This is a genomic window from Mesorhizobium sp. KACC 23794, assembly GCF_052180275.1.
Taxonomy (GTDB): Bacteria; Pseudomonadota; Alphaproteobacteria; order Rhizobiales; family Rhizobiaceae; genus Kumtagia.
Genome location: NZ_CP197465.1, coordinates 895,541 through 921,699 on the forward strand (window position 1 = coordinate 895,541; position 26,159 = coordinate 921,699).

The 26,159-nt window shown below is 64.5% G+C and carries 19 protein-coding genes; 12 read left to right on the forward strand and 7 right to left on the reverse strand.

Annotated elements, in window-relative coordinates; all coding sequences use genetic code 11:
• The first annotated feature begins 78 nt into the window (after nucleotides 1-78).
• Nucleotides 79-1,935 (forward strand): potassium/proton antiporter, encoded by a 1,857-nt coding sequence (locus ACSBOB_RS04615; RefSeq protein WP_442581290.1) that lies wholly within the window; start codon nucleotides 79-81, stop codon nucleotides 1,933-1,935.
• A gap of 65 nt (nucleotides 1,936-2,000) precedes the next feature.
• Nucleotides 2,001-3,200 carry a phosphoglycerate kinase gene (locus ACSBOB_RS04620; protein ID WP_442581291.1) on the forward strand — a complete coding sequence of 400 codons (1,200 nt, stop codon included), beginning with the start codon at nucleotides 2,001-2,003 and terminating at the stop codon, nucleotides 3,198-3,200.
• 140 nt (nucleotides 3,201-3,340) lie between these two features.
• On the opposite strand, the gene ACSBOB_RS04625 is transcribed toward ACSBOB_RS04620, so the two are convergent.
• Nucleotides 3,341-3,505, reverse strand: coding sequence for a hypothetical protein (locus ACSBOB_RS04625; RefSeq protein ID WP_442581292.1), 165 nt, complete (start codon nucleotides 3,503-3,505; stop codon nucleotides 3,341-3,343).
• A gap of 158 nt (nucleotides 3,506-3,663) precedes the next feature.
• Between ACSBOB_RS04625 and ACSBOB_RS04630 the strand changes: the two genes are divergently transcribed.
• Together ACSBOB_RS04630 and ACSBOB_RS04635 are read left to right on the forward strand one after the other, a co-directional pair.
• Nucleotides 3,664-5,592 (forward strand): propionyl-CoA synthetase, encoded by a 1,929-nt coding sequence (locus ACSBOB_RS04630; RefSeq protein ID WP_442583633.1) that lies wholly within the window; start codon nucleotides 3,664-3,666, stop codon nucleotides 5,590-5,592.
• A gap of 232 nt (nucleotides 5,593-5,824) precedes the next feature.
• The gene (locus ACSBOB_RS04635; protein ID WP_442581293.1) at nucleotides 5,825-7,402 is read left to right on the forward strand and encodes a calcium-binding protein; all 1,578 of its coding nucleotides are present in this window, start codon (nucleotides 5,825-5,827) and stop codon (nucleotides 7,400-7,402) included.
• A 133-nt stretch (nucleotides 7,403-7,535) separates the two neighbouring features.
• Here ACSBOB_RS04635 and ACSBOB_RS04640 read toward each other — a convergent pair whose 3' ends face one another.
• From ACSBOB_RS04640 to ACSBOB_RS04650, 3 genes are all read right to left on the reverse strand, one after another.
• The gene (locus tag ACSBOB_RS04640) at nucleotides 7,536-10,712 is read right to left on the reverse strand and encodes an efflux RND transporter permease subunit (protein WP_442581294.1); all 3,177 of its coding nucleotides are present in this window, start codon (nucleotides 10,710-10,712) and stop codon (nucleotides 7,536-7,538) included.
• On the reverse strand, nucleotides 10,709-11,896 hold the full coding sequence (locus ACSBOB_RS04645; protein ID WP_442583634.1) for an efflux RND transporter periplasmic adaptor subunit: 1,188 nt from the start codon (nucleotides 11,894-11,896) through the stop codon (nucleotides 10,709-10,711). Before ACSBOB_RS04645 ends, ACSBOB_RS04640 begins: the two co-directional genes overlap by 4 nt.
• Before the next feature lie 393 nt (nucleotides 11,897-12,289).
• Nucleotides 12,290-15,106, reverse strand: coding sequence for a calcium-binding protein (locus ACSBOB_RS04650; protein ID WP_442581295.1), 2,817 nt, complete (start codon nucleotides 15,104-15,106; stop codon nucleotides 12,290-12,292).
• 295 nt (nucleotides 15,107-15,401) lie between these two features.
• Here ACSBOB_RS04650 and ACSBOB_RS04655 point away from each other — a divergent pair, with 295 nt between their 5' ends.
• From ACSBOB_RS04655 to ACSBOB_RS04685, 7 genes are all read left to right on the forward strand, one after another.
• A complete protein-coding gene (locus ACSBOB_RS04655) occupies nucleotides 15,402-15,674 on the forward strand; it encodes a hypothetical protein (RefSeq protein WP_442581296.1) in 273 nt (90 codons plus the stop codon).
• A gap of 158 nt (nucleotides 15,675-15,832) precedes the next feature.
• Nucleotides 15,833-16,621: an SDR family NAD(P)-dependent oxidoreductase gene (locus ACSBOB_RS04660; RefSeq protein ID WP_442581297.1), complete on the forward strand. Its 789-nt coding sequence runs from the start codon at nucleotides 15,833-15,835 to the stop codon at nucleotides 16,619-16,621.
• Between the two features lie 79 nt (nucleotides 16,622-16,700).
• Nucleotides 16,701-16,865 carry a hypothetical protein gene (locus tag ACSBOB_RS04665; protein WP_442581298.1) on the forward strand — a complete coding sequence of 55 codons (165 nt, stop codon included), beginning with the start codon at nucleotides 16,701-16,703 and terminating at the stop codon, nucleotides 16,863-16,865.
• Nucleotides 16,866-16,935: 70 nt separating this feature from the next.
• Nucleotides 16,936-17,526: a DJ-1/PfpI family protein gene (locus tag ACSBOB_RS04670; RefSeq protein WP_442581299.1), complete on the forward strand. Its 591-nt coding sequence runs from the start codon at nucleotides 16,936-16,938 to the stop codon at nucleotides 17,524-17,526.
• 71 nt (nucleotides 17,527-17,597) lie between these two features.
• Nucleotides 17,598-17,981 carry a VOC family protein gene (locus tag ACSBOB_RS04675; protein ID WP_442581300.1) on the forward strand — a complete coding sequence of 128 codons (384 nt, stop codon included), beginning with the start codon at nucleotides 17,598-17,600 and terminating at the stop codon, nucleotides 17,979-17,981.
• A complete protein-coding gene (locus ACSBOB_RS04680; protein WP_442581301.1) occupies nucleotides 17,981-18,385 on the forward strand; it encodes a hypothetical protein in 405 nt (134 codons plus the stop codon). Before ACSBOB_RS04675 ends, ACSBOB_RS04680 begins: the two co-directional genes overlap by 1 nt.
• 3 nt (nucleotides 18,386-18,388) lie before the next feature.
• On the forward strand, nucleotides 18,389-19,108 hold the full coding sequence (locus tag ACSBOB_RS04685; protein WP_442581302.1) for a helix-turn-helix transcriptional regulator: 720 nt from the start codon (nucleotides 18,389-18,391) through the stop codon (nucleotides 19,106-19,108).
• A 23-nt stretch (nucleotides 19,109-19,131) separates the two neighbouring features.
• Here the strand turns inward: ACSBOB_RS04685 and ACSBOB_RS04690 are convergent, their stop codons facing one another.
• Entirely contained in the window at nucleotides 19,132-19,818 is a 687-nt protein-coding gene (locus ACSBOB_RS04690) for a DUF1013 domain-containing protein (RefSeq protein ID WP_442581303.1), read from the reverse strand.
• Nucleotides 19,819-20,302: 484 nt separating this feature from the next.
• Entirely contained in the window at nucleotides 20,303-23,761 is a 3,459-nt protein-coding gene (gene pyc / locus ACSBOB_RS04695; protein ID WP_442581304.1) for a pyruvate carboxylase, read from the reverse strand.
• A 168-nt stretch (nucleotides 23,762-23,929) separates the two neighbouring features.
• Between pyc and ACSBOB_RS04700 the strand changes: the two genes are divergently transcribed.
• Complete coding sequence (locus ACSBOB_RS04700; protein WP_442581305.1) at nucleotides 23,930-25,252, forward strand: PQQ-dependent sugar dehydrogenase; 1,323 nt, start codon at nucleotides 23,930-23,932, stop codon at nucleotides 25,250-25,252.
• On the opposite strand, the gene ACSBOB_RS04705 is transcribed toward ACSBOB_RS04700, so the two are convergent.
• On the reverse strand, nucleotides 25,242-26,099 hold the full coding sequence (locus ACSBOB_RS04705) for a hypothetical protein (RefSeq protein ID WP_442581306.1): 858 nt from the start codon (nucleotides 26,097-26,099) through the stop codon (nucleotides 25,242-25,244). The genes ACSBOB_RS04700 and ACSBOB_RS04705 overlap by 11 nt on opposite strands.
• Nucleotides 26,100-26,159: the final 60 nt, after the last annotated feature.

Consider the following 26,159-nt stretch of genomic DNA (forward strand, 5'->3'; position numbering starts at 1 on the left):
AAATCGGTTGCCTAACGCCTTGTCTTCGCCGCACTCTGCCCTGATCGACAATCCTGCGATTGAGGAAGCGGAATCGGAATGGATCAGGCAATTTACCTCGCAACGCTGGTCAGCGCCGCCCTGGTGGTTGCCGCCGCGTTTTCGAGCCTGATCGCCTTTCGCTTCGGCGCCCCGCTGCTGCTGCTGTTCCTCGCCATCGGGCTCGCCACCGGCGAGGATGGACTTGGCATCAAGTTCGACAATCCGCAGCTGGCTTATTTTGCCGGCTCGCTGGCGCTTGCCGTCATCCTGTTCGATTCGGGCTTCGGCACACCGATCAAGATCTTCCGGCAGGCCGCCGCCCCTGCACTGTCGCTGGCGACGGTGGGCGTGATCCTGACCACCGCGCTGTTCGGCGCGGCCGCCTTTTATCTGACCGAACTCAACTGGCTGGAATCCTTCCTGCTCGGCGCGGCGGTGGCGTCGACCGACGCGGCGGCAGTGTTCTTCCTGCTGCGCGCCGGCAACGTCAATCTGCGCGAGCGGGTGCGCGCCATGCTGGAGATCGAATCCGGCACCAACGATCCCATCGCCATCTTCCTGACCATCACGCTGGTCGAGGTCATCGCGCTGGGGGCGCAGCCGCATGCTGAAGTCATCCTGTTCGACCTGGTCATCGGCTTCGTCACCCACATGCTGTTCGGCGCGGCGATCGGCCTGGCGGGCGGCTACGGCATCGTGAAACTGGTCGACCGGCTCAACCTCGACAGCGGGCTCTTGCCGATCTTCGTGCTGACCCTGTCGCTGATGATCTTCGCGGCGGCGGGCACCATCGGCGGGTCGGGTTTCCTCGCCGTCTACCTGGCCGGGCTGGTCGCCGGCAATTCGGATATCCGCGCGGTCTCCGTGCTCAAGCGCTTCCAGGACGGCATGTCGTGGCTGGCGCAGATCATCATGTTCCTGGTGCTCGGCCTGTTCGCCACGCCGTCGCAGTTCCTGCCGATCCTGCCGGCGTCGATCCTGCTCGGCCTGGTGCTGATGTTCGTGGCGCGGCCGCTGGCTGTGTGGCTCTGCCTCATCCCTTTCAGCATGCCGCGACAGGAGACGGCGTTCATCTCGTGGGTCGGCCTGCGCGGCGCGGTGTCGATCCTGCTCGCCATCACGCCGATCCTCGGGGGCCTGGAGCATGGCAGGCTGATCTTCAACACCGCCTTCATCGTCGTGCTGGTGTCGCTGGTGGTGCAGGGCTGGACAGTGGGGCCGCTGGCGCGGCGGCTCGGCCTGATCGTGCCGGCGCGGCTGGGGCCGCTGCAGAAGGTCGAGCTGGAGCTTCCCGGCTCGGCGCATCACGAACTGCTCGCCTATACGATCGTCGCCGGCAGCCCGGTGCTGCGCGGCCAGCGCATCCCGCGCTGGGCACGGCCATCGCTGGTGGTGCGCGAGGGGCGTTCGATCAAATTCCAGGATGCGGGCCGGCTGGTGGCCGGTGACCACGTCTACATCTTCGTGCCCGACCGCTATCCTCGCCTGCTCGATCGCCTCTTTGCCAGCCGCACCGAGGTCGATCCGGAGGATGAGGATTTCTTCGGCGCCTTCGCCGTCGATCCGGGGCGTCCGGCCACCGATCTCGAAGCCGCCTACGAGGCCAAGCTCGGCCCGGCCGAGCGCGGGCTGACGATCGACGCGCTGATGGTGGCGAAGCTCGGCGGGCATGCCGAATATGCCGACCGGGTGAACCTCGGGACGATCGAACTGATCGTACGCGACGTTGACGAGAAGGGCCGCATCATCAGCGTCGGCGTGGCGCTGGAGCCGACGCCGCCACCTGCCATTCCGGCTTTCTTCGGGGCGGCGGAAATCCACGACCGGATCAAGGCCTATCTGCGGCGGCGCTTCGAGAAAGCCGCTGCGCCGGCGCGGCCGGCCCCCGCGTCGGAAGACACCACGGTCGGCTGAAAGACCAGCTTGCATGGACGGCGCGGCGCGATAATGTCCGCGCGACTCAACGACGGAGATGCCCGATGACCGCCTTCAAGACCCTCGACGATATCGGCGACGTGAAGGGCAAGCGCATTCTCATCCGCGTCGACCTCAACGTGCCGATGGCCGACGGCAAGGTGACCGACGCCACCCGTATCGAGCGCGTCGCGCCGACGATCCTGGAGCTTTCCGACAAGGGCGCGAAAGTCATCCTGCTCGCCCATTTCGGCCGGCCGAAGGATGGGCCGACGCCGGAATTCTCGCTGGAACCGATCGCCCGCGCCACCGGCGACATCATCGGCCGGAAGGTTGGCTTCGGCGCCGACTGCATCGGCGACAAGGCCGAGGCGGCGGTGTCGGCGATGAAGGACGGCGACATATTGCTTCTGGAGAATACCCGCTTCCACAAGGGTGAGGAGAAGAATGACAAGGCCTTCACCGAGGCGCTGGCGAAGAACGGCGACATCTTCGTCAACGACGCTTTTTCGGCCGCGCATCGCGCCCATTCCTCGACCGAGGGGCTGGCGCGCCACCTGCCCGCCCATGCCGGCCGCACCATGCAGGCCGAACTGGACGCGCTGCATGCCGGCCTCGGCAATCCGAAACGCCCCGTCGTCGCCATCGTTGGCGGCGCAAAAGTGTCCACCAAGATCGATCTTTTGACCAATCTGGTGAAGAAGGTCGACGCGCTGGTGATCGGCGGCGGCATGGCCAACACTTTTCTCGCCGCGCGCGGCACCAATGTCGGAAAATCGCTGTGCGAGCACGATCTCGCCGACACCGCCAAGCAGATCATGATCGACGCGGCGACTGCCGGATGCGCCATCATCCTGCCGTCGGACGGCGTGGTGGCGAAGGAGTTCAAGGCCGGCGCCGCGAACGAGGTGATGCCGATCGAAAAGATACCGGCTGATGGCATGATCCTGGATGTCGGGCCGAAGACGGTGGACAAGATCGTCGAGTGGATCGGCCGCGCCAATACGCTGGTCTGGAACGGCCCGCTCGGCGCCTTCGAGATCGTGCCGTTCGACAAGGCGACGGTTGCCGCCGCCAAGGCAGCCGCGGCCGAGACCAAGGCGGGGCGGCTGGTGTCCGTCGCCGGCGGCGGCGACACGGTGGCGGCGCTCAACCATGCCGGCGTGGCGGATGATTTCACCTATGTGTCGACCGCCGGCGGCGCCTTCCTCGAATGGATGGAAGGCAAGCCCCTGCCGGGCATCGAGGTGCTGAAGAAGGGGTGAAAGCTCTCTTTCTCCCCGTCTACGGGGGAGAAGATGCCGGCAGGCAGATGAGGGGCGGTGCGAAGCTTTGAGGGGAGGCGCCGCCCCTCACCCGGCCCTTCGGGCCACCTTCTGCCCGTAAACGGGGAGAAGGGAACATCTCACACCGTCGCGTGGCTCAGAATCACCGTCAGCGAGATCGCGGCCAGCGCCGCCACCGCCAGCTTCCAGAAATCGCGCCGCTGCCGCAGCCCGGGCACGCCTAGCGGCTTGATGATCTGGATGATCATCATGGCGACGATGACGAGCGACAGCGCTTTCGACATGCGACGTTTTGAGCAGGCCCGCGTAGCGCTGTCAAAGCGCAATCTGCAGTCCGCAATGGTCTTCGCGCGGTAACCGGCGTTTTCCTACGCCGATAGTCAGGTGGACGCGGGACCGCGCGGGCGGCTAAGCTCCACGCGGGATCGGAGCGGGAGGAATGATGACGTCGCGCTATCACGAGGTCTATGCGGCAGGGAAAGCCGACCCGGAAACATTCTGGGCCGAGGCGGCGCGCGACATCGACTGGATAAAGCCGTGGGACAAGGTGTTCGACGCGGAGGCGGGCGTCTATGGCCGGTGGTTCGCGGGTGCGGAATGCAACACGTGCTTCAACGCGCTCGACCGCCATGTCGCCTGCGGGCGTGCCGACCAGCTTGCGCTGATCTACGACAGCGCGATGAGAGGCACGGTCAGGAAATTCACCTATGCCGAGATGAAGCGCGAGGTGGTGGCGCTGGCGTCCGTGCTGAAGAACCAGGGCGTGCAAAAAGGTGACCGGGTCATCATCTACATGCCGATGGTGCCGGAAGCGGTGTTTTCCATGCTCGCCTGCGCGCGGCTGGGCGCCATTCATTCCGTGGTCTTCGGCGGCTTTGCCGCGCGGGAACTGGCAACCCGCATCGACGACGCGACGCCAAAACTGATCATCTCGGCGTCCTGCGGCCTGGAGCCGGGGCGTACCGTCGCCTACAAGCCGCTGCTCGACGGCGCGATCGGCATGGCGCATCACAAGGTCGGGCGCTGTCTCATCCTGCAGCGCGACCAGCAGCGCTGCGATCTGGTCGAAGGCCGCGACCTAGATTTCGCCGACCAGGTGGCGCGCGAGCGGGCGGCGGGGGCCAATGTCGACTGCGTGCCGGTCAAGGCCACCGATCCGCTGTACGTGCTTTATACGTCGGGGACGACCGGCCAGCCGAAGGGCGTGGTGCGCGACAATGGCGGCCACATGGTCGCGCTGAAATGGTCGATGGAGAATGAGTTCGGCATAAAGCCTGGCGAGGTGTTCTGGGCGGCTTCCGACGTCGGCTGGGTGGTCGGCCATTCCTACATCGTCTATGCGCCGCTGCTGCATGGCTGCACGACGGTGCTGTTCGAGGGCAAGCCGGTCGGCACGCCGGATGCTGGTACGTTCTGGCGGGTGATCGCCGAACACGGCGTGGTCGCCCTGTTCACCGCGCCGACCGCGTTCCGCGCCATCAAGGGGCAGGACCCGCTGGGTTCATTCGTCCCGAAATATGATCTGAAAAAGTTCCGGACGCTGTTTCTGGCCGGCGAGCGCGCCGACCCGCCGACGCTCGAATGGGCCGAGCGGATGCTGGGCGTGCCGGTGATCGACCACTGGTGGCAGACAGAGACCGGCCACCCGATCACCCAGAATCCGGTCGGGCTCGGCAGGCTGCCGGTTAAACACGGCTCGCCGGGCGTGCCGATGCCTGGCTTCGACGTGCAGGTGCTGGACGACGCGGGGCATCCGGTGGTGCGGGGAACGCTCGGCAATGTCGTGCTGAAACTGCCACTGCCGCCCGGCTGCCTGCCGACGCTGTGGAACGCCGACCAGCGTTTTCGCGATGCCTACCTTGCCGAGTTCCCCGGTTACTACAAAACCGCCGACGCCGGATTGGTCGACGGCGACGGCTATCTCTTCATCATGGCTCGCACCGACGACATCATCAACGTCGCCGGGCATCGGCTGTCGACCGGCGGCATGGAGGAAGTGCTGGCGGAGCACCAGAACGTCGCCGAATGCGCGGTGATCGGCATCGCCGACGCGATGAAGGGGCAGGTGCCCTGCGGCTTCGTCGTGCTCAATGCCGGCGTGAACCGCGATGCGGTGGAGGTCGAGCGCGAGATCGTGGCGCTGGTGCGAGACCGCATCGGCGCGGTCGCGGCGTTGAAGACCGTGGTGGTGATCAAGCGGCTGCCGAAGACGCGCTCCGGCAAGATTCTTCGCGCGACCATGCAGAAGATCGCCGACCGCGAGCCGTGGACGATGCCGGCGACGATCGACGACCCGGCGATATTGGACGAGATCGCTGCGGCGCTGGCGGGGAGGGGGATTGGCGGCGAAGGTGCGGTGGTGTCGCGATGAGAAGCATCGAAAGCCTGGCCAATCGTTCAATGAGGGGTGAATTTTACCGAGGACGTTCCGCAAGGCCGGCGTTTGTTCGCGAAACTGCGGTGAGACCAAATTGTGTTGTGTCCCTACACCGAAGTTTACGATGGTTTCAGATTTGTTAAAACGGCAATTGCACCCTTAAGCACTTGTGCTATCCCTGTTGTTGCAGGGCTAAAGCAACGTGATTATTTCAGGGGTGGACAAAATGCCGACAGTAACAATGTCATTTCCGGGTGGAAAGTATCTGCCTGAGTTCGGGGACTACAATCCGTCACTGGGCGAATTGATTTTCCTCAATGGCGCAGAAATCGTAGGAACGCCGAATGCGACGCGGATCGTCTACCGGCTGGAGAGCGGCCTTGTCCTTCGGCTGAATGGAGTGGGCTTCACTTACGACGCCGACGGTTTTCCCACCGGCGGCACGATGTCCGGACTGCAGGTCTTTCTCGATGACGGCACCACCGTCGTGCAGACGCTTACTGGCCTGAACCGGCCCTTGACTGATGTCTTCGATGTTTCGGAGACCTGTTATTACGAGAATGGCTATGATGCCTGGAGCATGAATTCATGGCTGATGAACGGCAACGACGCCATTAACGGGTCATCCGGCAATGACGAGCTCTATGGCCACGCCGGCAACGATGTGCTCAAAGGCGGCGGAGGCGACGACTATGTCGACGGCGGCCAAGGCGACGACACTTTTGACGGCGGCGCCGGCTTCGACACATTGAGTTTCCAGTTCGCATACTATGACGATGCCGCGTTGCGCGGCATCGTACTCAATGCGCAGGCCGGCACCGTCAATGACGCCTGGGGCAACAGCGAGACTTTTACCGGCTTCGAACAGTATCGTGGAACACAATTCGCGGACACTTTAAACGGATCGTCGTCGGACGAGCAGTTTATCGGATATGGCGGCCGCGACAAGATCGACGGCAAGGGCGGGATTGACGAGGTCCGCTACGACCGTGACACTCGTTTCGACGGCAATGCAAGCGTCACCGTCAACCTGACCACCGGCCTGGCCGTCGACGGGTTCGGACGGCAAGATACCCTTGTTAGCATCGAGTGGGCCCGCGGCACTGATAGCGACGACACGCTCGTGGGAAGCAGCGCCGCCAATCGTCTGCGCGGGCTCGACGGCGACGATCTGCTGGACGGCAAGGGCGGGGCCGACGACATGCGCGGCGGCGCGGGCAACGATACCTATGTCGTCGACAATGCCGGCGATATCGTCGACGAGAGTTACGATGGCGGGGAGGGGACGGACACGGTGAAGTCGTCGATCACCTTCAGCCTTGCCGATACGACAAAGGTGTTCGGTGATGTGGAAAGGCTGACGCTAACGGGCAGCAGCGCCATCAACGGCGTAGGCAATTCGCTGGCAAATATCCTGACCGGTAACTCCGGCAAAAATATTCTCAACGGCGGTTCAGGCTCGGACACACTGACTGGCGGCGGCGGCCTGGATTCTTTCCGGTTCGCAAACACGCTCAGCACCAGCAATGTCGACACCGTCAAGGACTTCTCTGTCGCCGACGACACCATTCAACTGGAGAACGCCGTCTTCAAGGCGCTCACCGCAACCGGCACATTGGCGTCAGCCGCCTTCCGTGTCAACGCAACGGGCACCGCCGGCGACAGCACCGACCGCATCATCTACGAGACCGACACGGGCAAGCTGTTTTACGACGCCGACGGAACGGGGGCGACTGCCGCTGTTCATTTCGCCACCCTGACCACAGGCCTGCTTTTGACCAACGCGGATTTCAGCGTCATCTGACACCGAAGTTCGACGTTGAAAAACGGATGAGCCGCTCGACCAGGCGGCCCGTCCGTTCCTTGCCGAATTCCAACCGTCCGGCAGTCTGAATCGCGGGAGCGACCCCATCGCGGCCCGCTTACGCGAGTTTCAGTCACTCACCTGGCGTGAGCACCGGCGTCTCGGTATCGGCCGGCGGGCGGTAGGGCACCAGCCGCCGCAGCGTCACGTAGAACACCGGCGTCAGGAACAGGCCGACGATGGTCACGCCGAGCATGCCGGAAAACACCGCCGTGCCGAGCGACTGGCGCATCTCGGCGCCGGGGCCGGTGGCGATCATCAGCGGCACGACGCCGAGGATGAAGGCGAAGGCGGTCATCAGGATCGGCCGCAGGCGGAGCCTTGCCGCTTCCACGGCCGCCTCGACCGGGGTCGCGCCGCGTTCCTGCGCTTGTCGGGCGAACTCGACGATCAGGATCGAGTTCTTCGCCGCAAGGCCGACCAGCACGATCAACCCGATCTGCACCAGGATGTCGTTGTCCAGTCCCCGGAAGGCGACGCCGAGCAAGGCCGCCAGCACGCCGAGCGGAACGATCAGCACGATCGCGAAGGGCATGACCCAGCTCTCATACTGTGCCGCCAGCGCCAGGAACACGAACAGTACCGACAGGCCGAAGATGAAGACCGCCGTATTGCCGGTCTGCCTTTCCTGCAGCGCCAGTTCGGTCCACTCGTAGGAGGTTCCCTGCGGTAGGTTCTCGGCCGCGACCTTTTCCATGAGGTCGAGCGCCGTGCCGGTTGATACGCCGGGCGCGGCGTTGCCTTGCACCGGCACCGACACGTACATGTTGTAGCGCTGCACCAGCGAGGGGCCGGTCACGTCGCGGATCTCGACCAGCGTGCCGAGCGGCACCAGTGCGCCCGTCGCCGAGCGCACCTTGAGCCTCAATATGTCATCCCGATCGACGCGGAACGCCTGGTCGGCCTGCGCCCGCACCTGGTAGACGCGGCCGAAGGCGTTGAAGTCGTTGACATAGGCCGTGCCGAGATTGATCGACAGCGTCTCGAAGATGTTGGGGATCGGCACGTTGAGCATGCGTGCCTTGTCGCGATCGATCTCCAGGTAGAATTGCGGGCTGGACGCCGAGAAGGTGGTGTACACGCCGGTCAGGCCGGGGGTCTGGTTGGCGACGCCCATGATCTGGTAGGCGAGCGCCAGGATCGGCCGCATGTCGGCGCTGTTGCGCTCCTGCAGCATCATCTTGAAGCCGCCGGAATTGCCGATGCCGCGCACCGATGGAGGCGGCACGGCGATGATGAAGGCTTCCTGGATGCTCTGCAGGGTGCCGAACAACTGGCCGATGATCTGACCGGCCGACTGGCCGTGCTCGAGCCGTTCCTCGAAACTCTTGAACGGCGCGAAGACCACGCCGGCATTGCTGGCGTTGGTGAAAGTGGCACCGGAGAAACCGGCGAAGGCGACCGCGTTGGCAACGCCGGGCGTGGCGCGGATGATGTCCGATGCCTTCCGCACCACCGCGTCGGTCCTGCCCAGCGATGCGCCCTCAGGGAGTTGGATGACGACGATCGCGTAGCCCTGGTCCATCTGCGGAATGAAGCCACGCGGCACTATTTGGAGCATGTGGTAGGTGCCGTAGATCAGGCCGGCGAAGATCGCCAGCATGACCAGCAGCATCGTCGTCGAACCGACGAGGAAATGCACAAGCCTGGCGTAGCCATGCGCCATCGCGTCGAAACCGCGGTTGAAGCCGTTGGCGAGCGTGCGGCCGAAGCGGGCGAGGAAGAAGCTGGAGTGTTGCGTGCCATGCGGCTTGAACAGGACGCCGGCCAGCGCCGGCGACAGCGTCAGCGAATTGAAGGCCGAGATCGCCGTCGACACCGCAATGGTGATGGCGAATTGCAGATAGAACTGGCCGGAGATGCCGGGGATGAAGGCGGTGGGCACGAACACGGCGATCAGCACCAGCGAGATGGCGATGACCGCCGTGCCCACTTCGTCCATGGTGCGATGCGCGGCTCCGCGCGGACTGAGCCCCATCGCGATGTTGCGCTCGACATTCTCGACCACCACGATGGCGTCGTCGACGACGATGCCGACCGCCAGCACAAGGCCAAACAAAGTCAGCATATTCAGCGAGAAGCCGAGCGCGAGCAGCACCGCCATGGTGCCGATCAGCGAGACGGGGATCGCGACGATCGGCACTATCGCCATGCGCCAGCTTTGCAGGAAGACGATGATGACGATGACGACCAGCAGGATCGCCTCGATGATGGTCTTGTAGACCTCGTTGATCGATTCGGCGATGAACTCGGTCGGGTTGTAGATGATGTCGTAGGCGAGCCCCTTGGGGAAATCGGCCGAAAGCTCCTTGATGGTTCGCTGAATCTCTTCCGCCGAGGCCAGCGCGTTGGTGCCGGGCCGCTGGAAGATGCCGAGCGCCACAGCCTGCTTGCCGTTCAGATAGGAGTTGGTGACGTAATCCTTGGCGCCGAGTTCGATGCGCGCCACGTCCTGCAGCGTGATCAGGCGGCCGTCTTCGGTGGACTTGACGATGACATAGCGGAAATCGCGGGCGTCGTCGAAGCGGCCCTGGGTTGTTACCGTGTACTGGAAGGCCGTGCCATCGTCGATCGGCGGCGCGCCGATCGAGCCGCCCGAAACCTGCACGTTCTGTTCGCGCAAGGATTCCACCACATCGCCGGCGGTCATGCCGTAGCCCGACAGTTTTTGTGGATCGAGCCAGATGCGCAGCGAATATTCGCGTTCGCCAAAAATGATCACGTCGCCGACACCGTCGAGCCGCAAAAGCACGTCGCGGATGCGGGTGCGGGCATAATTGGAGACGTAGAGCTGGTCGTAGGTGTCGTCGGGCGACAGCATGTGGACGACCATCATCAGGTCCGGCGAACTCTTGGCCGTGGTGATGCCGAGCCGCCGCACCTCCTCGGGAAGACGCGGTTCGGCGATCGACACCCGGTTCTGCACCAGCACCTGTGCCTGGTCGAGGTCGGTGCCGAGCTTGAAGGTGATGGTCAGCGCCATGGCGCCGTCGTTGGAGGAATAGGACGACATGTAGAGCATGTGCTCCACACCGTTGACTTCCTGTTCGATCGGCGTCGCCACCGTCGCGGCGATGGTCTCGGCGTCGGCGCCGGGATAGGACGCGCGGACCACGATGGTCGGCGGCGCGATTTCCGGATATTGCGCGACCGGAAGCTGGGTGTAGGCGATCGAGCCAACGATCAAGAGCACGATCGACAGCACCGCCGCGAAGATCGGGCGGTTGACGAAAAAATGCGAGAAACTCATTGCGTCTGACCTTCGGTCGCTTTCGGCGGCAAGGTGGTCATCTCGGGCTTGACGGTGACACCGGGGCGCACGCGCATCAGGCCGTTGACGACGACGGTCTCGTCGCCGGTCAGGCCTTCGCGAATCACCCGGTATCCGTCGATGCGGGGGCCGGTGCGCACCGGTTTGGTGGAGACCAGGCCGGCGTCATCGACGACATAGACGATGCGGCGGTTCTGGTCGGCGCCGATCGCCTCGTCAGGCACGAGAATGCCCTTGTGCGGCAGGGAGCCGGGAACGTTGACGCGGCCGAACATGCCGGGCTGCAGCACGCCGTCCTTGTTGTCGAAGCGGGCGCGCACGCGCATCGTGCCGGTCTGCTGGTCCAGCCGGTTCTCGGCGAAGTCGAGCTTGCCGTTGAAGGCCACCTCGTTGCGGTCGGCGACATGCACGACCACGTCGAGCCCGCCACCGCCCTCCTGCATCACGCCGCCGCGGGTGCGGGCATCGCGGGCGTAGGCAAAGTAGGAACGCTCGTCGATATCGAAGTAGAAATCGATCGGATCGACGGCGACGATCGTGGTGAGCAGCGTCGAATCGGGCTGCACAAGATTGCCCACAGACACCAGCCGGCGGCCGATGCGGCCAGCGAGCGGCGCCTTGATCTCGGTGAATTCTAGGTTGAGACTGGCGGTACGCAAAGTTGCCTCTGCGCCCTGCTGCAGGGCCTGCGCGCCCAGGAACTCGCGGCGCCGGTCGTCCAGGGTCGAGACCGACAAATTGCCGGACTTGGTCAGCGTCTCGGCGCGCTCGAGTTGCATCCTCGCGAACTCGAGGGCGCTGGTGGTCACGTCGACTTGTGACTTCGCCGCATCATAGGTGGCCTGGTATGGGCGTTGGTCGATCGTGAACAGCAGGTCGTCCTTCTTGACCAGGGCGCCGTCGCGGAAGTGGACCTCCTGCAGATAGCCGGCGACGCGGGAGCGTACGGCGACCTCGTCGACGGCCTCGAAGCGGCCGACGAACTCGTCGTCCTCGACGATGTCGCGCACCACGGGTTTCGCCACCGTCACGGTAGGCGCCTGCTGCTGGGCCGAAGCTGCCGACACCGATAGCAGCAGCGCCGCCGAGAGCCCGGCGATCAGGGCACGCAGTCTTGCCGTGCCCGAGCGCGGCGTCGAACGTCTGGAGGAAATGCAGGTCATATCCATATGCGCCCTCTCATCGGCCGCTTGCGCGCTATAATCGATTTATGGAGCCAGCCGGGATGGTTTATCAAGCCCTGTTGCAGTGCGGCATATCCTGGGGCGATGACAATCCGGCTATGGCTTGGATAGTGCTGGTATTTTCCTTGCGGTTGGACCCCGGTACACCGAACCCAAACGCGAGTGCCGGGTTGTCTGGCAAGGCTGGATGACGTTTCTTGTGCGGTGCAGTTAGGAACGAGCCCGGCATGAAACAAGCAGGCGGCGATGTCTTCTTGACAACATCCGTCAGCAATATCGCTCGATGCCCGCGGGGATGGGAAGGATCGCCGTCCTGAATGAGGTCGGCCGACAGGGGCGGGAGCGGACTTCCTTACGCGGGCGCTTCGCCGTCTACACCACGACGAAATCGGCGCTGGTGAGGCTGAGGCCGACGGTGAGCGTGGCGAAATGGACACCGCCGCCCGAAGCAGCGCCGTCGGCGTCGTACCAGAGCTTGCCGGTGTCGGTCTCGTAGATGATGCGGTCGCTGGCGTCATGCGCTAGTCCCGTCGCATTCGACCAGAAGGCCGAGGCGTCAAGCGGGCCGGTTGTTGCCAGTGTGGTGAAGACGGCGTTTTCCAGCCGTATCGTGTCGTCCGTCACGCTGAAGTCGGTGACAACGTCGACATTCGACGCGCCGAGCGTGGTCGAGAAGACGAAAAAATCCTTGCCATTGCCACCCGTCAGCGTGTCGTTGCCGCCTTTGCCGTCGAGGATGTTCGAGCCGGCGTTGCCGGTGATTTTCTGGGCGATCTCGTTGCCGGTGAGATCGATGCCCGAGGTTCCGGCCGCGCTGGTGGTCTGCATGGACTCGACATGGACGCCGGCGCCGAGCGTGTAGTCGATCGCAGCGGCGACCTTGTCCAAGGTGCCCTGCGAGGAACCCTCGACGATGAGATCGCCGGAATTGTAGATCAGGTACGTGTCGTTGCCGCCGAGGCCTTTCAGTGTGTCGGCTACGCCCACGCCGCCGTCATGCAGGACATTGGCGCCAGCGTTGCCGATGATCTCCTGCTTCAGTGCATTGCCGGTGAGGTCGATCGCCGAAGTCCCGGCGGCGCTCGTGGTCGTCAGCTGCTCCACGTAGACGCCCGAACCGAGCTTGTAGTCGACAGCCGCCATGAGCCTGTCGGCGGTTCCTTGCGAGGCGGCTTCGACGATCGTCGTGGCGGCGCTGTAGACCAGATAGGTATCGTTGCCGCCCATGCCGCGTAGTACATCGCCCGCGCCGCCGCCGTCCTTCAGCGTGTTGACGCCGGCATTGCCGGTGATCTCCTGCTTCAGCGCGTTGCCGGCGAGGTCGATCGCGCCGGTTCCGCCGGACGAGGTGGTGGTCAAAAGCTCGACCTCGACGCCGGCCGCAAGCGCATAGCTCACTCTCGCCGACACCCGGTCGGCGGTGCCGCCGCCCGCCGCCTCGATGACAATATCGGCCGCGTTGTCCACGACATAGCTGTCGCTGTCGGCGCCGCCATCCATCTTGTCCGCGCCGGTTCCGCCGTCGAGCCGGTCGGCGCCGGCCCCGCCGGCCAGCGTGTCGTTGCCGCCGAGGCCGGTCAGCACATTGGCGACCGTGTTGCCGGTGAGCTTGTCGGCGAAGGCCGAGCCTTCGAGGTTTTCGATCGAAACGTAGGTGTCGCCCTTGGCGTCGCCGGTGTTGCCGGCCGGCGCTGCAAGATTGGCGATAACCCCGGTTGGAGCGCTCAGGTATGAGGCGGTATCCAGTGCGCGTATGCCGACGCCAGGGCCGCCAATAAGCTGATCGGCGCCGCCGCGCCCTTCCAGTATGTCGGCGTTGCCGTCGCCATCGAGAATGTTGTCGGCGTCGTTTCCCCGCAGCGTGTCCTCGCCGTTGTAGGTGCCGTGGATGTTGTCGATCGAGATGTAGATGTCGCCTACGGCCTCGCGGCCCTTGTTCCTGCTCTGGTCCTCGAGGTCGGCCGTCGCGCCGTTTTCGCGCAACGTCGCCGGATCGACCTCGGCCCAGTAGAAAGTGATGCCGTCATTGCCGGCCCCGCCGTCGATCCGGTCGGCGCCGTCGTCGCAGCGGATGCCGTCATCGCCGTCGCCGCCATAGATCTTGTCGTCGCCCCCGCCGCCGTAGAGCCCGTCATTGCCCGCATCGCCGTAGAGGATGTCGACCTCATCACTGCCGCCCAGGCTGTCATTGCCGTTGCCGCCGCGCATGGTGCTGCCGTCCGAGCCGGCATCGAGCGAATCGTTGCCGTCGTCGCCGTAGAGGATGTCGTAGCCGGTAAAGTTCGGATTGACGCCGAGAAAGCCGCCGCCGTCGATCGAATCGTTGCCGGCGCCGCCACGGATGACGTCGTCGCCGGCCTGGCCGACGAGCTTGTCGTTACCCCCTCCGCCTTCGATCGTGTCGTTTCCGGCGCCGCCGTGGATCGTGTCGTCGTAGTTCCCGCCAGTGAAGAAATCGGCGAAGGATGTGCCGCTGTTCCATTCGATGTAGAGGGCGTCGACGTTCTTGACGGTGCCGCTCAGCGACCCGCCGACCGTCGCCACGCCGCTGCCGGTCAGCTTGAAGGTCGCGCCCGATGTCAGAAGCGTCAGCGTGTCCAGCCGGAGCGTGTCGAGTCCGGTGCCGGCGTCGATGTCGAACTTGCCGCCATTGTCGTAGATGTAGTCGTCGCCGGCCTTGGCGCGCAGGATGTCGTTGCCGCCGCCGAGCTGGAAGAAGTCGTCGCTGTCGCCGCCGGTGATGACGTCGCCGCCTTCCGACCCGTAGTAAGAAAGCTGCTCGAAATTCGACGCCTTCTCCCAGTCCGAGCCGCCGCCGTGAACGGTGAAGGTGCCATTGCCAAAATCCAGCGTGATCGAAGTGGCCACGCCGTTGATCAGCTGGTTCCACCAACTGATCACGATCATGTCCACATCGTTGCCGCCATCGGCTATGTCGGATCCATAGGTACCGCCCGGCGTGCCGTAGAAATCGGGGCGGCCCATGACGATCCAGTCGTTGCCGTCACCGCCGAAGAGCTGGTCGGCTCCTTGCCAGCCATAAATCTCGTCGTCGCCGGCGCCGCCGCGCAGTTCGTCGTCGCCGTCAAGGCCGTGCAGCACGTCGTTGCCGCCGGCGCCGTCGAGCTGGTCGGCATCGGCGCTGCCGCTCTTGAATTCGTTGGCTACGGTGCCGGTCCATGCGACCATCTCGAACCATCTCCCGCGCGCCTGACCGCTGGCTGGGATACCGGTTTCCCGGCAGCCGCCAACCGCCCGCCGGCACGATCCGGCAATGCATGCCGCGAAACTACCTCAGCCGCTGATCAGTGACAGACGCAAGGTCAGGTCAGGTCGGGGCATTTCGGGGCGATGCCGGTTGCGAAATCATCGAAGATCGCCGGCAACTGCTTCGATCAGGCGAGACAAGAGCGGCACGCCCGCCACCGCGTATTCGCGGCATGGCCGCGCGTCAGCGGCAGTTCCGCCGCAGATATTCGTTGCCTTGGATCTGAAGCTGGCAATTGGGCCGCATGCTGGGCACGGCGAGATTTGGCTTCGCGTCCTGAAGCCTCCTGCGATCCTGCTCGCGGAAACGCCGCTGCTGCACCTGGAAATCCTGCCTTCGCCGCTGCTGTTCGATGATGGGCAGCGGTATTCCAAGACGCTTGTGCAGGAGTTCGTCTTGCTGACGCTGCTGCAGGGTGATTGCATGGCCTTCGCCGCCGCCGAACAGCGTCGCAACCACGATCATCAATGCCGCGGCCGACTTGCCTAGGGATATTGGCATTGCGAACGTTTATCTCCGGCTATCGTTTGTAGATAGTGTGTCGTGGCTTCGACGCCAGCACAATCCTGGAATACCGGCAAGACCGCATGGCGCCTGTTGACCAGGCGCCGCCGCACCGTCACGTTCAGCCGGCCGGAGGAACGACCATGAAGTTGCAAGGCAAGGTGGCGATCGTGACGGGCGCGGCGGGCGGCATCGGCTTTGCCATCGCCCGGCGGTTCCTGCAGGATGGCTGCAAGGTGATGATCGCCGACATCGACAATGAGCGCGGCGGCAAGGCCGAACGCGACCTGTCGGGGTTCGGGGCGGTTCAGTTCAGCAAGACCGATGTCGGCAAGCGGCTCGACGTGCATAACCTCGTCGCCGCGACGCTGGAGCATTTCGGCGACATCGACATCCTCGTCAACAACGCCGGCATCGTCCACGGGCAGGCGTTCCTCGACCTCAGCGATGAGGATTTCGACCGTGTGCTGCACGTCAACCTGAAAGGCTCGTTCCTGTCGGGACAAGCGGTGGCGCGGTATATGGTCGACAAGGTCAAGCAAGGCGGCAGCCCTGGCTCGATCGTCAACATGTCGTCGATCAACGCAGTGGTCGCGATCCCCGACCAGGTCGCCTATTCGGTCTCGAAAGGCGGCGTCAACCAGTTGACCCGTGTGATGGCGCTGGCGCTGGCGCCGCATGGCATCCGCGTCAATGCAATCGGTCCGGGCTCGATCGCCACCGACATGCTTTCGGCGACCAACAGCGATGCCGGAGCCCGCAACCGGCTGCTGTCGCGCACGCCGCTGGGGCGTATCGGCGAGCCCGACGAGATCGCGGCGATCGCCGCTTTCCTGGCCTCCGACGAGGCAAGCTACGTGACCGGACAGACGCTCTACGCAGATGGCGGACGGCTCGCCCTCAACTACACGGTGCCTGTGCCGGCGCCCTGAACGAAGGGGCAACCACCTGACAGAGTGCTGTCAGGAGGGGTGTGCGATGATGGCTTCGTAAAAATGAGGAGAAGCCATCATGAATCCGCTGAACGTCGTCCGCTCGATCCGCCAGTACAGGGGCAAGATGCAGACCCTTCGCAATGAAGCCCGCACCGAGCGGTTTCTCAATTCGCTGCCGGCCGACATCCGCAAGGACATCGGTTGGCCCGACCGGTTCGGTAAGCCCGCCGTGTTCAACTGAGGGCCGCGGAGCACGGAATGAAGGACGGGCGGCGACATATCTGCCGCCGTGACGGGTCTGGAGGACGGTGATGCAGAAAGCAAACACGATCGGGTTCGTTTTCGTCCAGGGTTTTGCCGATTGGGAGTTTGGCCTGCTTTCGGCCTCGGCTGTCGAGTGGTTCGGCGCAAAGGCCGTGGCCCTGTCGCCAGGCCGAAAACCCGTCCGGTCGATAGGCGGCTTTCTGCTGACACCCGACCGCGACATTGCTGTTTCGGAGAATGCCGATCTGGATGCGCTTGCTGTCATCGGCTCCGACCTCTGGCCGACTCCGGGCGCGCCGGACCTTGCGCCGTTGCTCAATGCAATCGCGGAACGCGGCGGCGTGGTCGGAGGTATTTGCGCCGGGACGCTGCCGCTTGCCCGCGCCGGTTTGTTCGCGCAAGCGAAACACACCAGCAACGCCCGTGACTGGATCCTCGCCCATCTGCCGGACTATGCGGGGCAAGAGGGATATGTGGACGTCCCTCATGCCGTGGCGGATGGCAGGATCATATCCGCGCCGGGATCGGCGCCCGGTACATTCGCCCACGCGTTCCTGTCAGCCCTCTACCCGGAGCGGGAAGCCGAGCTTTCCGAGACGAAGGGGCTTTACGCAAGAGAATACCTGCCACCGTCGTGACTCTCCTCCTGACAGAATGCTGTCAGGAGGAGCATGGCAAGAGTAATGTCAGCAGTTCGAGGAGAGCCGTCATGGCCAGCTATACGCCACCCAGAGCATCGATCTGGTTCGAGATCCCGGTAACGGACATGGTTGCGGCGCAGCGCTTCTACGGCGCGGTACTGCAGAACGCGCTGTCGCTGGAAGCGTCCGGGCCGAACCCGATCGCGATGTTCGCCGCCGCAGTGCCCGGCGCCTCCGGGCACGTCTATCCGGGAAAACCGGCGCCTGCCGGCACGGGACCGACCATCCATCTGGCCGTCTCGGCGCCGCTGGAAGACGGCATGAAGCGGGTGACGGAGAATGGCGGCAAGGTGGTCTCTCCGGCGATCGAGATCCCGGCCGGGCGCTTCGCCTATTGCCTCGATCCGGACGGTAACAGTTTTGGGCTTTTCGTTCCGACGGGAAACGCCTGATGAAGAGTTGGACCGACAGGCTCGATACCGGACAGCCGGTGGTCAAGCCCTCGCCGCGCACCGTCGGCGACATGATCGAGGGGCAGACGATGCTGGTGCCCACGGCGCGCCAGGTCGACGATTTCATTCGGTCGATTCCGGAGGGCGTGAAGGTCGACGTGCGCGCCCTGCGTACCGCATTGGCGATCGAAAACGGCGCCGAGGTGTCCTGCCCGGTCTATATGGGATATCATCTCAGGACCGTCGCGGAAGCGGCCAACGAGGCATTGCAGCGCGGCATGCCGCTCAAGGACATCACGCCGTTCTGGCGGGTGCTCGACGCGAGCACGCCGACGACGAAGCGGCTGACATTCGGCGCGGACTTCGTCGCCGAGCAGCGGCGGCGGGAAGGGCTCGGAGATTGATCCATGCGGCGCGCAGACCGTCTCTTCCAGATCGTCCAGCATTTCCGTGGCGGCCGCCTGGTGACCGCGCAAAAGCTCGGGCAGTGGCTCGAAGTCTCGGAGCGGACCATCTATCGCGACATCGCCGATCTGCAGTCGACCGGTGTGCCGATCGACGGGGAGGCGGGCGTCGGCTACATCATGCGGGAGGGCTTCGACCTTCCGCCGCTCATGTTCACGCGTGACGAGATCGTTGCATTGGTGGCGGGCGCGCGCATGGTGCGCGCCTTCGGCGGCGCGGCGATGGCGCGGGCGGCCGAGGAGGCGCTGGTCAAGATCGGAGCCGTGCTGCCCGACAGCGAGAAGGACCGCATCGCGCGGACCGAGATCCATACGCCGATGTGGGTGGTCAGCGACGCGGACCGCCAGGCGATCGACCTGATCGAACGCGCGGTCGAGAGCCGCACGGTCCTCACCCTCGACTACAAGGACGAGGGCGGCCGCGGCTCCATGCGCGACGTGCGGCCGCTTGGCTTGTGGTTCTGGGGCAAGGTGTGGACGCTGGTTGCCTGGTGCGAGATGCGCGGCGATTTCCGCGCTTTCCGCATCGACCGCATCGCCAGCGTCGCTTGCGCCGAGCGCAAGTTCAAGCCCGAGAAGGGCAAGCTGCTCGCCGACTTCTACCGGACCATGGAACGTACCGGCGACGATATGGGATCGACCGGGCGGGCGCGGGAATCCTAACTCCCGCGCACCTTGACTGACGCCTACTCGTCGTCTTCCGGCTTGCCCTTGAGCGCCGAGAGCTTTGCGAACACCGCATCGGCATCGAGTTCGTCGTCTTCGCTCCTCGGCTTGTCGACCACGGGCGTCAGCCGCTCGGTCATCGAGGCCGGCAGCAGCGTGTCGCCGGTGGGCGCCGGCGCCGGCTTGCCGGCGGAGGCGCGCTGCACCTCGATGTCGAGGTCGATTTGCGAGCAAAGTCCGAGGGTTACCGGGTCCATCGGCTGAAGATTGGCGGCGTTCCAGTGCTTGCGGTCGCGGATCTGCTCGATGGTCGACTTGGTGGTGCCGACGAGGCGCGAAATCTGCGCGTCCTTGAGTTCGGGATGGTTGCGCACCAGCCAGAGGATGGCGTTGGGGCGATCCTGGCGCTTCGACAGCGGCGTGTAGCGCGGCGAACGGCGCTTCGATTCGGGAACACGCACCTTCGGGTCGGACAAGCGCAGGCGGTAGTTCTGGTCCTTCTCGGCCTTGGCGATCTCGTCGCGCGACAGCTGGCCGGTCATGATGGGGTCCATGCCCTTGATTCCCTGGGCTGATTCGCCGTCGGCGATGGCCTTCACCTCAAGCGGGTGCAGCGAGCAGAACTGGGCGATCTGGTCGAAGGAAAGGGCGGTGTTGTCGACCAGCCAGACGGCGGTCGCCTTGGGCATGAGCAGGGTGTTTGCCATCGCGAAAATATCCTCTCGTTCGCCCGCGTCCCTAGCGCGGGCGGTGGTCAGAACCACCGATTTTTTGGGAAATCACGATTTATATAGCCGCAGTCGGGTCGAATCGCAACGGAAATGGCGGCTCATGACAATTCGAACCCGGCGATAGGGCAATCGTCGTTGCCAAGCCGTGCAGGCGAGCGCTTGCGACGGTGCCAAGCAAAACGGATGAAGTCCTGAAAATCCAGCGGTTTCAATGGCCTGGCACAAATGTCAGGAGTTTGTGCGACTTTTGAGCTTCACGGACGGCGCTTTTTGAGCGGTCTGGACATCTCGTTTCGCCGGTTTGGGCTCGTCGGCCGGGTCTTTGACGTCGATGCGCATTGCCGCCACCGTTACTCACAGCCAAGACGCCGCATGCCGACGGGTCGGTCGCGAGCATTTGCGTTCGATCGACCTCCCGGCCGGCAGGCCGAGCCGCAGGCCGGCCGCTTGATCACCGAACCTACTCGAAGGCGACGAGCAGGTCCTTGGCGTCGATCTGGTCGCCGGTCTTCACCAGCACCTCGGCGATGGTGCCGTCGCGCTCAGCGTGCATGGCCGTCTCCATCTTCATCGCCTCGATGGACAGGAGCACGTCGCCCGCCTTCACGGCCTGCCCGGCATTGACCGCGAGCGCCGAGATGACGCCCGGCATCGGGGCGCCGACCTGGGCGTCGTTGCCCGGCTCCGCCTTGCGGCGGGCCTTGCCGTTGGAGGCGCCGTGCGCCCGGTCCGGAACCTTGGCGCGGCGCGGCTGGCCGTTGATCTCGAAGAAGACGGTGACCATGCCCTTCTCGTTGACCTCGCCGATGGCAAGGCAGCGGATCACCAGCGTCTTGCCCTTCTCGATGTCGACGAAGATCTCGTCCTCGGCCTTCATGCCGTAGAAATAGATCGGCGTGGGCAGCACGCTGACCGGACCGTAGATGTCCTGCGCGGCGGCGAAGTCCGAAAAGACTTTCGGGTACATCAGCCAGGAGGCGAATTCCTGCTCCGTAAGCTTGCGGCCGAGCTTTTCCTCGATGTCCTTGCGATTGGCCTTCAGGTCGGCGGCCTTGAGAAGCGAGCCGGGACGGGCGGTGATCGGCGTTTCGCCCTTCAGCGCCTTCTTCTGCAGGGCTTCCGGCCAGCCGCCTGGAGGCTGGCCGAGGTCGCCGCGCAGCATGGAGACCACCGAATCCGGGAAGGAGATGTCCTTGGCAGGATTCTCGACATCGGCGACAGTCAGATCCTGGCTGACCATCATCAGTGCCATGTCGCCAACGACCTTGGACGACGGCGTGACCTTGACGATGTCGCCGAACATCAGGTTCACGTCGTGATACGCCTGCGCCACCTCGTGCCAGCGGGTTTCCAGGCCGAGCGAGCGGGCCTGTTCCTTCAAATTGGTGAACTGGCCGCCCGGCATCTCGTGCAGGTAGACTTCGGACGCAGGCCCCTTGAGATCGCTCTCGAAGGCGGAATACTGGTTGCGTACCGCCTCCCAGTAGAAGGAGATCTTCCGTATCCATTCCGGGTCCAGGCCCGGGTCGCGGTCGGAGCCCTTCAGGGCCTCGACGATCGAGCCCAGGCAGGGCTGCGAGGTATTGCCGGAGAAGGAATCCATCGCCGCGTCGATGGCGTCCGCGCCGCTGTCCACGGCGGCCAGCACGGTGGCGGCCGACAGGCCCGACGTGTCGTGCGTGTGGAAATGGATGGGCAGGTCGGTCGCCTCGCGCAACGCCTTGAACAGCACACGGGCGGCGGCGGGTTTCAGCAGGCCGGCCATGTCCTTGACGGCGAGAATATGGGCGCCGGCGGCTTCCAGTTCCTTGGCGAGGCCGACATAATATTTCAGGTCGTATTTGGCGCGGGCGGGATCGCCGATGTCGCCGGTGTAGCACATCGCCGCTTCGCAGAGTTTCCCCTCCGCGCCGACGGCGTCCATGGCGACCCGCATGTTCTCGACCCAGTTCAGGCAGTCGAAGACGCGGAAGAGGTCGATGCCACCCTCGGCCGCCTGCTTGACGAAGTGCTGCACGACATTGTCGGGGTAGTTGGTGTAGCCGACACCGTTGGCGCCGCGCAGCAGCATCTGCAGCAACAGGTTGGGAGCCGCTTCGCGCACCAGCGACAGGCGCTCCCACGGGTCCTCCGTCAGGAAGCGCATGGCGACGTCGAAGGTCGCGCCGCCCCAGCATTCCAGCGAGAGAAGCTGCGGCAGGGCGCGGGCATAGGTGCCGGCAATGCCCGCTATGTCATGCGTGCGCATGCGGGTGGCGAGCAGCGACTGGTGGCCGTCGCGCATGGTGGTATCGGTGACCAGAACCTGTTTCTGGCCGCGCATCCAGGCCGCGAACTTTTCCGGACCAAGCGTGTCGAGTTTCTGCTTGGTGCCGTCGGCGATCGATTTTTCGAGGTAGGGAACCTTCGGCGCCGCTGCATCGGCCTTGGGCAGCGGCCGTCCCCGCGTTTCCGGATGGCCGTTGACCGTCACGTCGGCGAGATAATTGAGCAGTTTCGTCGCGCGGTCCTGCCGCTTCACCTGCGCGAAGAGTTCCGGCGTCGTGTCGATGAATTTCGTCGTGTAGGAATTGTCGGCGAAGCTCGGGTGGTTGATGATCGCTTCGAGGAAGGTCAGGTTGGTGGCGACGCCACGGATGCGGAACTCACGTAGCGCGCGGTTCATGCGGGCGATCGTCTCGGGCGCGCTTGGCGACCAGGCAGTGATCTTCTCCAGCAGCGGATCGTAATAGCGGGTGATGACGGCACCGGAATAGGCGGTGCCGCCGTCGAGGCGGATGCCGAAGCCCGTCGCGCCGCGATAGGCGGTGATGCGGCCGTAGTCCGGGATGAAATTCTGCTCCGGGTCTTCGGTGGTGATGCGGCACTGAAGCGCGTGGCCGTTGAGGCGGATATCTTTTTGCGCCGGCACGCCTGATTCCGGCGTGCCGATAGCGAACCCGTCGAGGATGTGGATCTGGGCCTTGACGATGTCGATGCCGGTCACCTGTTCAGTGACAGTGTGCTCGACCTGGATGCGCGGATTGACCTCGATGAAATAGAATTTGCCGGTGTCTGCGTCCTGCAGGAATTCGACGGTGCCGGCGCCGATATAGGCCGTGTCCCTGGCGAGCTTGAGCGCATAGCCGCAGAGTTCCTCGCGCAATTCCTGGCTGAGATAGGGGGCAGGGGCGCGCTCGACGACCTTCTGGTTGCGGCGCTGGATAGAGCAGTCGCGCTCGAACAGATGCACCGCGTTGCCATGCGTGTCGCCCAGCACCTGCACCTCGACGTGGCGGGCGCGCTCGATCAGCTTTTCGAGATAAACCTCGTCCTTGCCGAAGGCGGCTTTTGCCTCGCGCTTGCCTTCGGTGACCTCGCGCAGCAGGTCGGCTTCGCCGCGAATGGCGCGCATGCCGCGCCCGCCGCCGCCCCATGACGCCTTCAGCATGACGGGATAGCCGACTTCGGCGGCAAGTTTTTTGATCATCTCCGGATCGTCCGGCAGCGGATCGGTCGCCGGCACGACCGGCACGCCAACCTCGACGGCGAGATTGCGCGCGGCCACCTTGTTGCCCAGCCGGCGCATCGTGTCGGCCTTGGGGCCGATGAAGATTATGCCGGCCTCGGCGCAGGCATCGACGAATTCCGGGCTTTCCGAAAGCAGGCCGTAGCCGGGATGGATGGCGTCGGCGCCCGACAGCTTTGCAACGCGGATGACCTCCTCGATCGACAGGTAGCTTTCGATCGGGCCGAGGTCGCGCGCCAGATGCGGGCCGCGCCCAACCTGGTAGCTCTCGTCGGCCTTGAAGCGGTGCAGCGAATATTTGTCCTCCTCCGCCCAGATGGCCACGGTTTTGAGACCGAGCTCGTTGGCCGCGCGGAAGACGCGGATGGCGATTTCGGAGCGGTTGGCGACGAGGATCTTGGTGATCGGCAAGAAGGCGCTCCAAGGACAGGAAGGCTAACGTTTCAATGCTTAGCGCATAATTTGTGCACTGCAAACAAAAATGGCATTCACCGAACGCAGCGGCTTGCGACCATCGACGAACACGGTTTCAAGGCCGGGCCAAGCCGTGTAGCGTGCGTGCGAAACAGTTCGGGGGCAGTGGACTTGTCAGCATTTTTCGCTCGGTTGATCGCCTGGTTCGGGGCGTTGCTGATCCTGTGGCGCGGCCAGGACGGTGGACGGGTCCATCAGGCCTTCGGCGACGCACCTACCATCCCCAAAGCCAAGGCACAGGGTATCCCGACGCTCAAGATGCCGACGGCCAGGGGTTGGAGTGGCGGCCAGAAGCCGGTCGCGGCGCCGGGCCTCGCAGTCAACGCTTTCGCGACAGGACTGAAACATCCTCGTTGGATACAGGTCCTGCCGAACGGAGACGTGCTGGCGGCCGAGGCGCTCAGCGTGCCCGGCGGCATCAAGACGGTATTCGACTATGCGATGGTCAGCACCATGCGGCGCGCCGCCGCCGTCGGGGAAAGTCCGAACCGGATCACCCTGCTGCGGGACGCCGATGGCGACGGCGTTGCCGAGGTCCGTCATGTGTTCATGGATGGCCTCAACCAGCCCTTCGGCATGGCGCTTCTCGGCGATCGTTTTTATGTCGGCAACACCGACGCACTGGTCTCGTTCCCGTATGAGGCCGGACAGCAGCGCATCACCGCGCCGGGCAGCAAGCTCGCTTCCTTCAAGCCGTCCGGCCACTGGACGCGCAGCCTGCTGCCGAGCCCCGACGGCAGCACGATCTATGTCGGCGTCGGCTCGCTCACCAACATCGCCGACGAGGGCATGGCCGCGGAGGAGGGGCGGGCGGCGATCCACGCGTTCGACGTGGCGAGCGCCACGACGCGGATCTTCGCGTCGGGCCTGCGCAATCCGGTCGGCCTGGCGTGGGAGCCGACGACAGGCGCGTTGTGGACCGTCGTCAACGAGCGTGACGCGCTGGGCGACGAGACGCCGCCGGACTACCTGACCTCGGTGCGCGACGGCGGCTTCTACGGCTGGCCCTTCTGCTATTGGGGACAGACGGTCGACGACCGCGTGCCGCAGGACCCGGCGATGGTGGCGAAGGCGATCCGGCCGGATTTCGCACTCGGCGGGCATACGGCCTCGCTCGGCCTGTGCTGGCTGCCGGCCGGCACGCTGCCGGGCTTTCCGGACGGCATGGTCATCGGCCAGCACGGGTCGTGGAACCGCAGCACGCTGAGCGGCTACAAGGTGATCTTCGTGCCGTTCGTCGACGGCCGGCCTTCCGGGCCGTCGCGCGACATCCTGACGGGGTTCCTTTCACCCGACGAGAAGGCGTCCTACGGGCGTCCTGTCGGCGTAACCGTCGGGCCGGACGGCTCGCTGCTGGTCGCGGACGATGTCGGCGACGTGATCTGGCGCGTCACCGGCGCTCCGCTCGATCCGCAGTCTACTCGGTGAAATAAGGGGGAAACCTGATCTCGATATCGGCATTCCTGCCGACCTTGCATTTGGCTGCGATGTCGAGAATCCCGGTCTGGTTGATCTCGCCCCAGCCATTGCCGACGCGGGTCTGCCGGAGGATCGTGTCGCGGCGCGTGTGCGGGCCGCCCGCATAACTTTGCGAAATCGAGATCTTGGCCGACTGCGTCTTGGTGGTGTCGTCGTAGGCGATCCAGTCGACGCCATCCACCAGCACGATGTGCCAGTTGCCGAAGACCACGGCACAGCACGGCAGGATGTCTTCCAGCGACTTGATCGGCTCGAACTTGCCCAGCGTCAGGTACTGGCCCGGCTCCCACGTCTGGTACTGGTCGATATAGCCGATGGTGACCAGATACTGGCTGACGAAGCCGATGCAGTCCCAGCCGAAGCAGCCATTGTCTATGAGCTCGGCCATCGCCTCCGGAAACAGCCGCCCCTCCCTGAACACGGTTGCGAGGTCGAGGATCTTGCCGGGGATCTTCGTGTATGTCTGGTCGTCGTTCTTGCTGGCCTTGTATGTCTGGACCTTGAGCTTGCGCACCTCGTCCAAGTGATCGTACATCCAGTTCCAGAGGGCCATGAAGTCGCCGATGTCGCCCTGCCCCATCGAGATTCTGACATAGTTCTTGAACGGCGGGGTGCTGCCCAGCCTCGTCATCACGGCCTTGAGCTGGCCCATCAATCCCTGCGAGGTGTCGGAGCCGCCGAAGCCGTTGTTGGCCGACATGTATTTGTTCAGCCTGACATTGCCGCCCTTGGTGGCGAAGCCCTCGACGGTGGCCCAATAGACGAAGTCGTTGGGGGACATGTAGGCCTGTGCCATCGGCGAGCTCCGGACGCATGAGTGGAAGTAGCGATGGCAGTCCAATCAACAAATGCGCCG

Bases quoted from the DNA above. Each gene is read 5' to 3' on its own strand.
- ACSBOB_RS04615 (WP_442581290.1), top strand. From the start codon at position 79: ATGGATCAGGCAATTTACCTCGCAACGCTGGTCAGCGCCGCCCTGGTG.
- ACSBOB_RS04620 (WP_442581291.1), top strand. From the start codon at position 2,001: ATGACCGCCTTCAAGACCCTCGACGATATCGGCGACGTGAAGGGCAAG.
- ACSBOB_RS04625 (WP_442581292.1), bottom strand. From the start codon at position 3,505: ATGTCGAAAGCGCTGTCGCTCGTCATCGTCGCCATGATGATCATCCAG.
- ACSBOB_RS04630 (WP_442583633.1), top strand. From the start codon at position 3,664: ATGACGTCGCGCTATCACGAGGTCTATGCGGCAGGGAAAGCCGACCCG.
- ACSBOB_RS04635 (WP_442581293.1), top strand. From the start codon at position 5,825: ATGCCGACAGTAACAATGTCATTTCCGGGTGGAAAGTATCTGCCTGAG.
- ACSBOB_RS04640 (WP_442581294.1), bottom strand. From the start codon at position 10,712: ATGAGTTTCTCGCATTTTTTCGTCAACCGCCCGATCTTCGCGGCGGTG.
- ACSBOB_RS04645 (WP_442583634.1), bottom strand. From the start codon at position 11,896: ATGACCTGCATTTCCTCCAGACGTTCGACGCCGCGCTCGGGCACGGCA.
- ACSBOB_RS04650 (WP_442581295.1), bottom strand. From the start codon at position 15,106: ATGGTCGCATGGACCGGCACCGTAGCCAACGAATTCAAGAGCGGCAGC.
- ACSBOB_RS04660 (WP_442581297.1), top strand. From the start codon at position 15,833: ATGAAGTTGCAAGGCAAGGTGGCGATCGTGACGGGCGCGGCGGGCGGC.
- ACSBOB_RS04665 (WP_442581298.1), top strand. From the start codon at position 16,701: ATGAATCCGCTGAACGTCGTCCGCTCGATCCGCCAGTACAGGGGCAAG.
- ACSBOB_RS04670 (WP_442581299.1), top strand. From the start codon at position 16,936: ATGCAGAAAGCAAACACGATCGGGTTCGTTTTCGTCCAGGGTTTTGCC.
- ACSBOB_RS04675 (WP_442581300.1), top strand. From the start codon at position 17,598: ATGGCCAGCTATACGCCACCCAGAGCATCGATCTGGTTCGAGATCCCG.
- ACSBOB_RS04680 (WP_442581301.1), top strand. From the start codon at position 17,981: ATGAAGAGTTGGACCGACAGGCTCGATACCGGACAGCCGGTGGTCAAG.
- ACSBOB_RS04685 (WP_442581302.1), top strand. From the start codon at position 18,389: ATGCGGCGCGCAGACCGTCTCTTCCAGATCGTCCAGCATTTCCGTGGC.
- ACSBOB_RS04690 (WP_442581303.1), bottom strand. From the start codon at position 19,818: ATGGCAAACACCCTGCTCATGCCCAAGGCGACCGCCGTCTGGCTGGTC.
- ACSBOB_RS04705 (WP_442581306.1), bottom strand. From the start codon at position 26,099: ATGGCACAGGCCTACATGTCCCCCAACGACTTCGTCTATTGGGCCACC.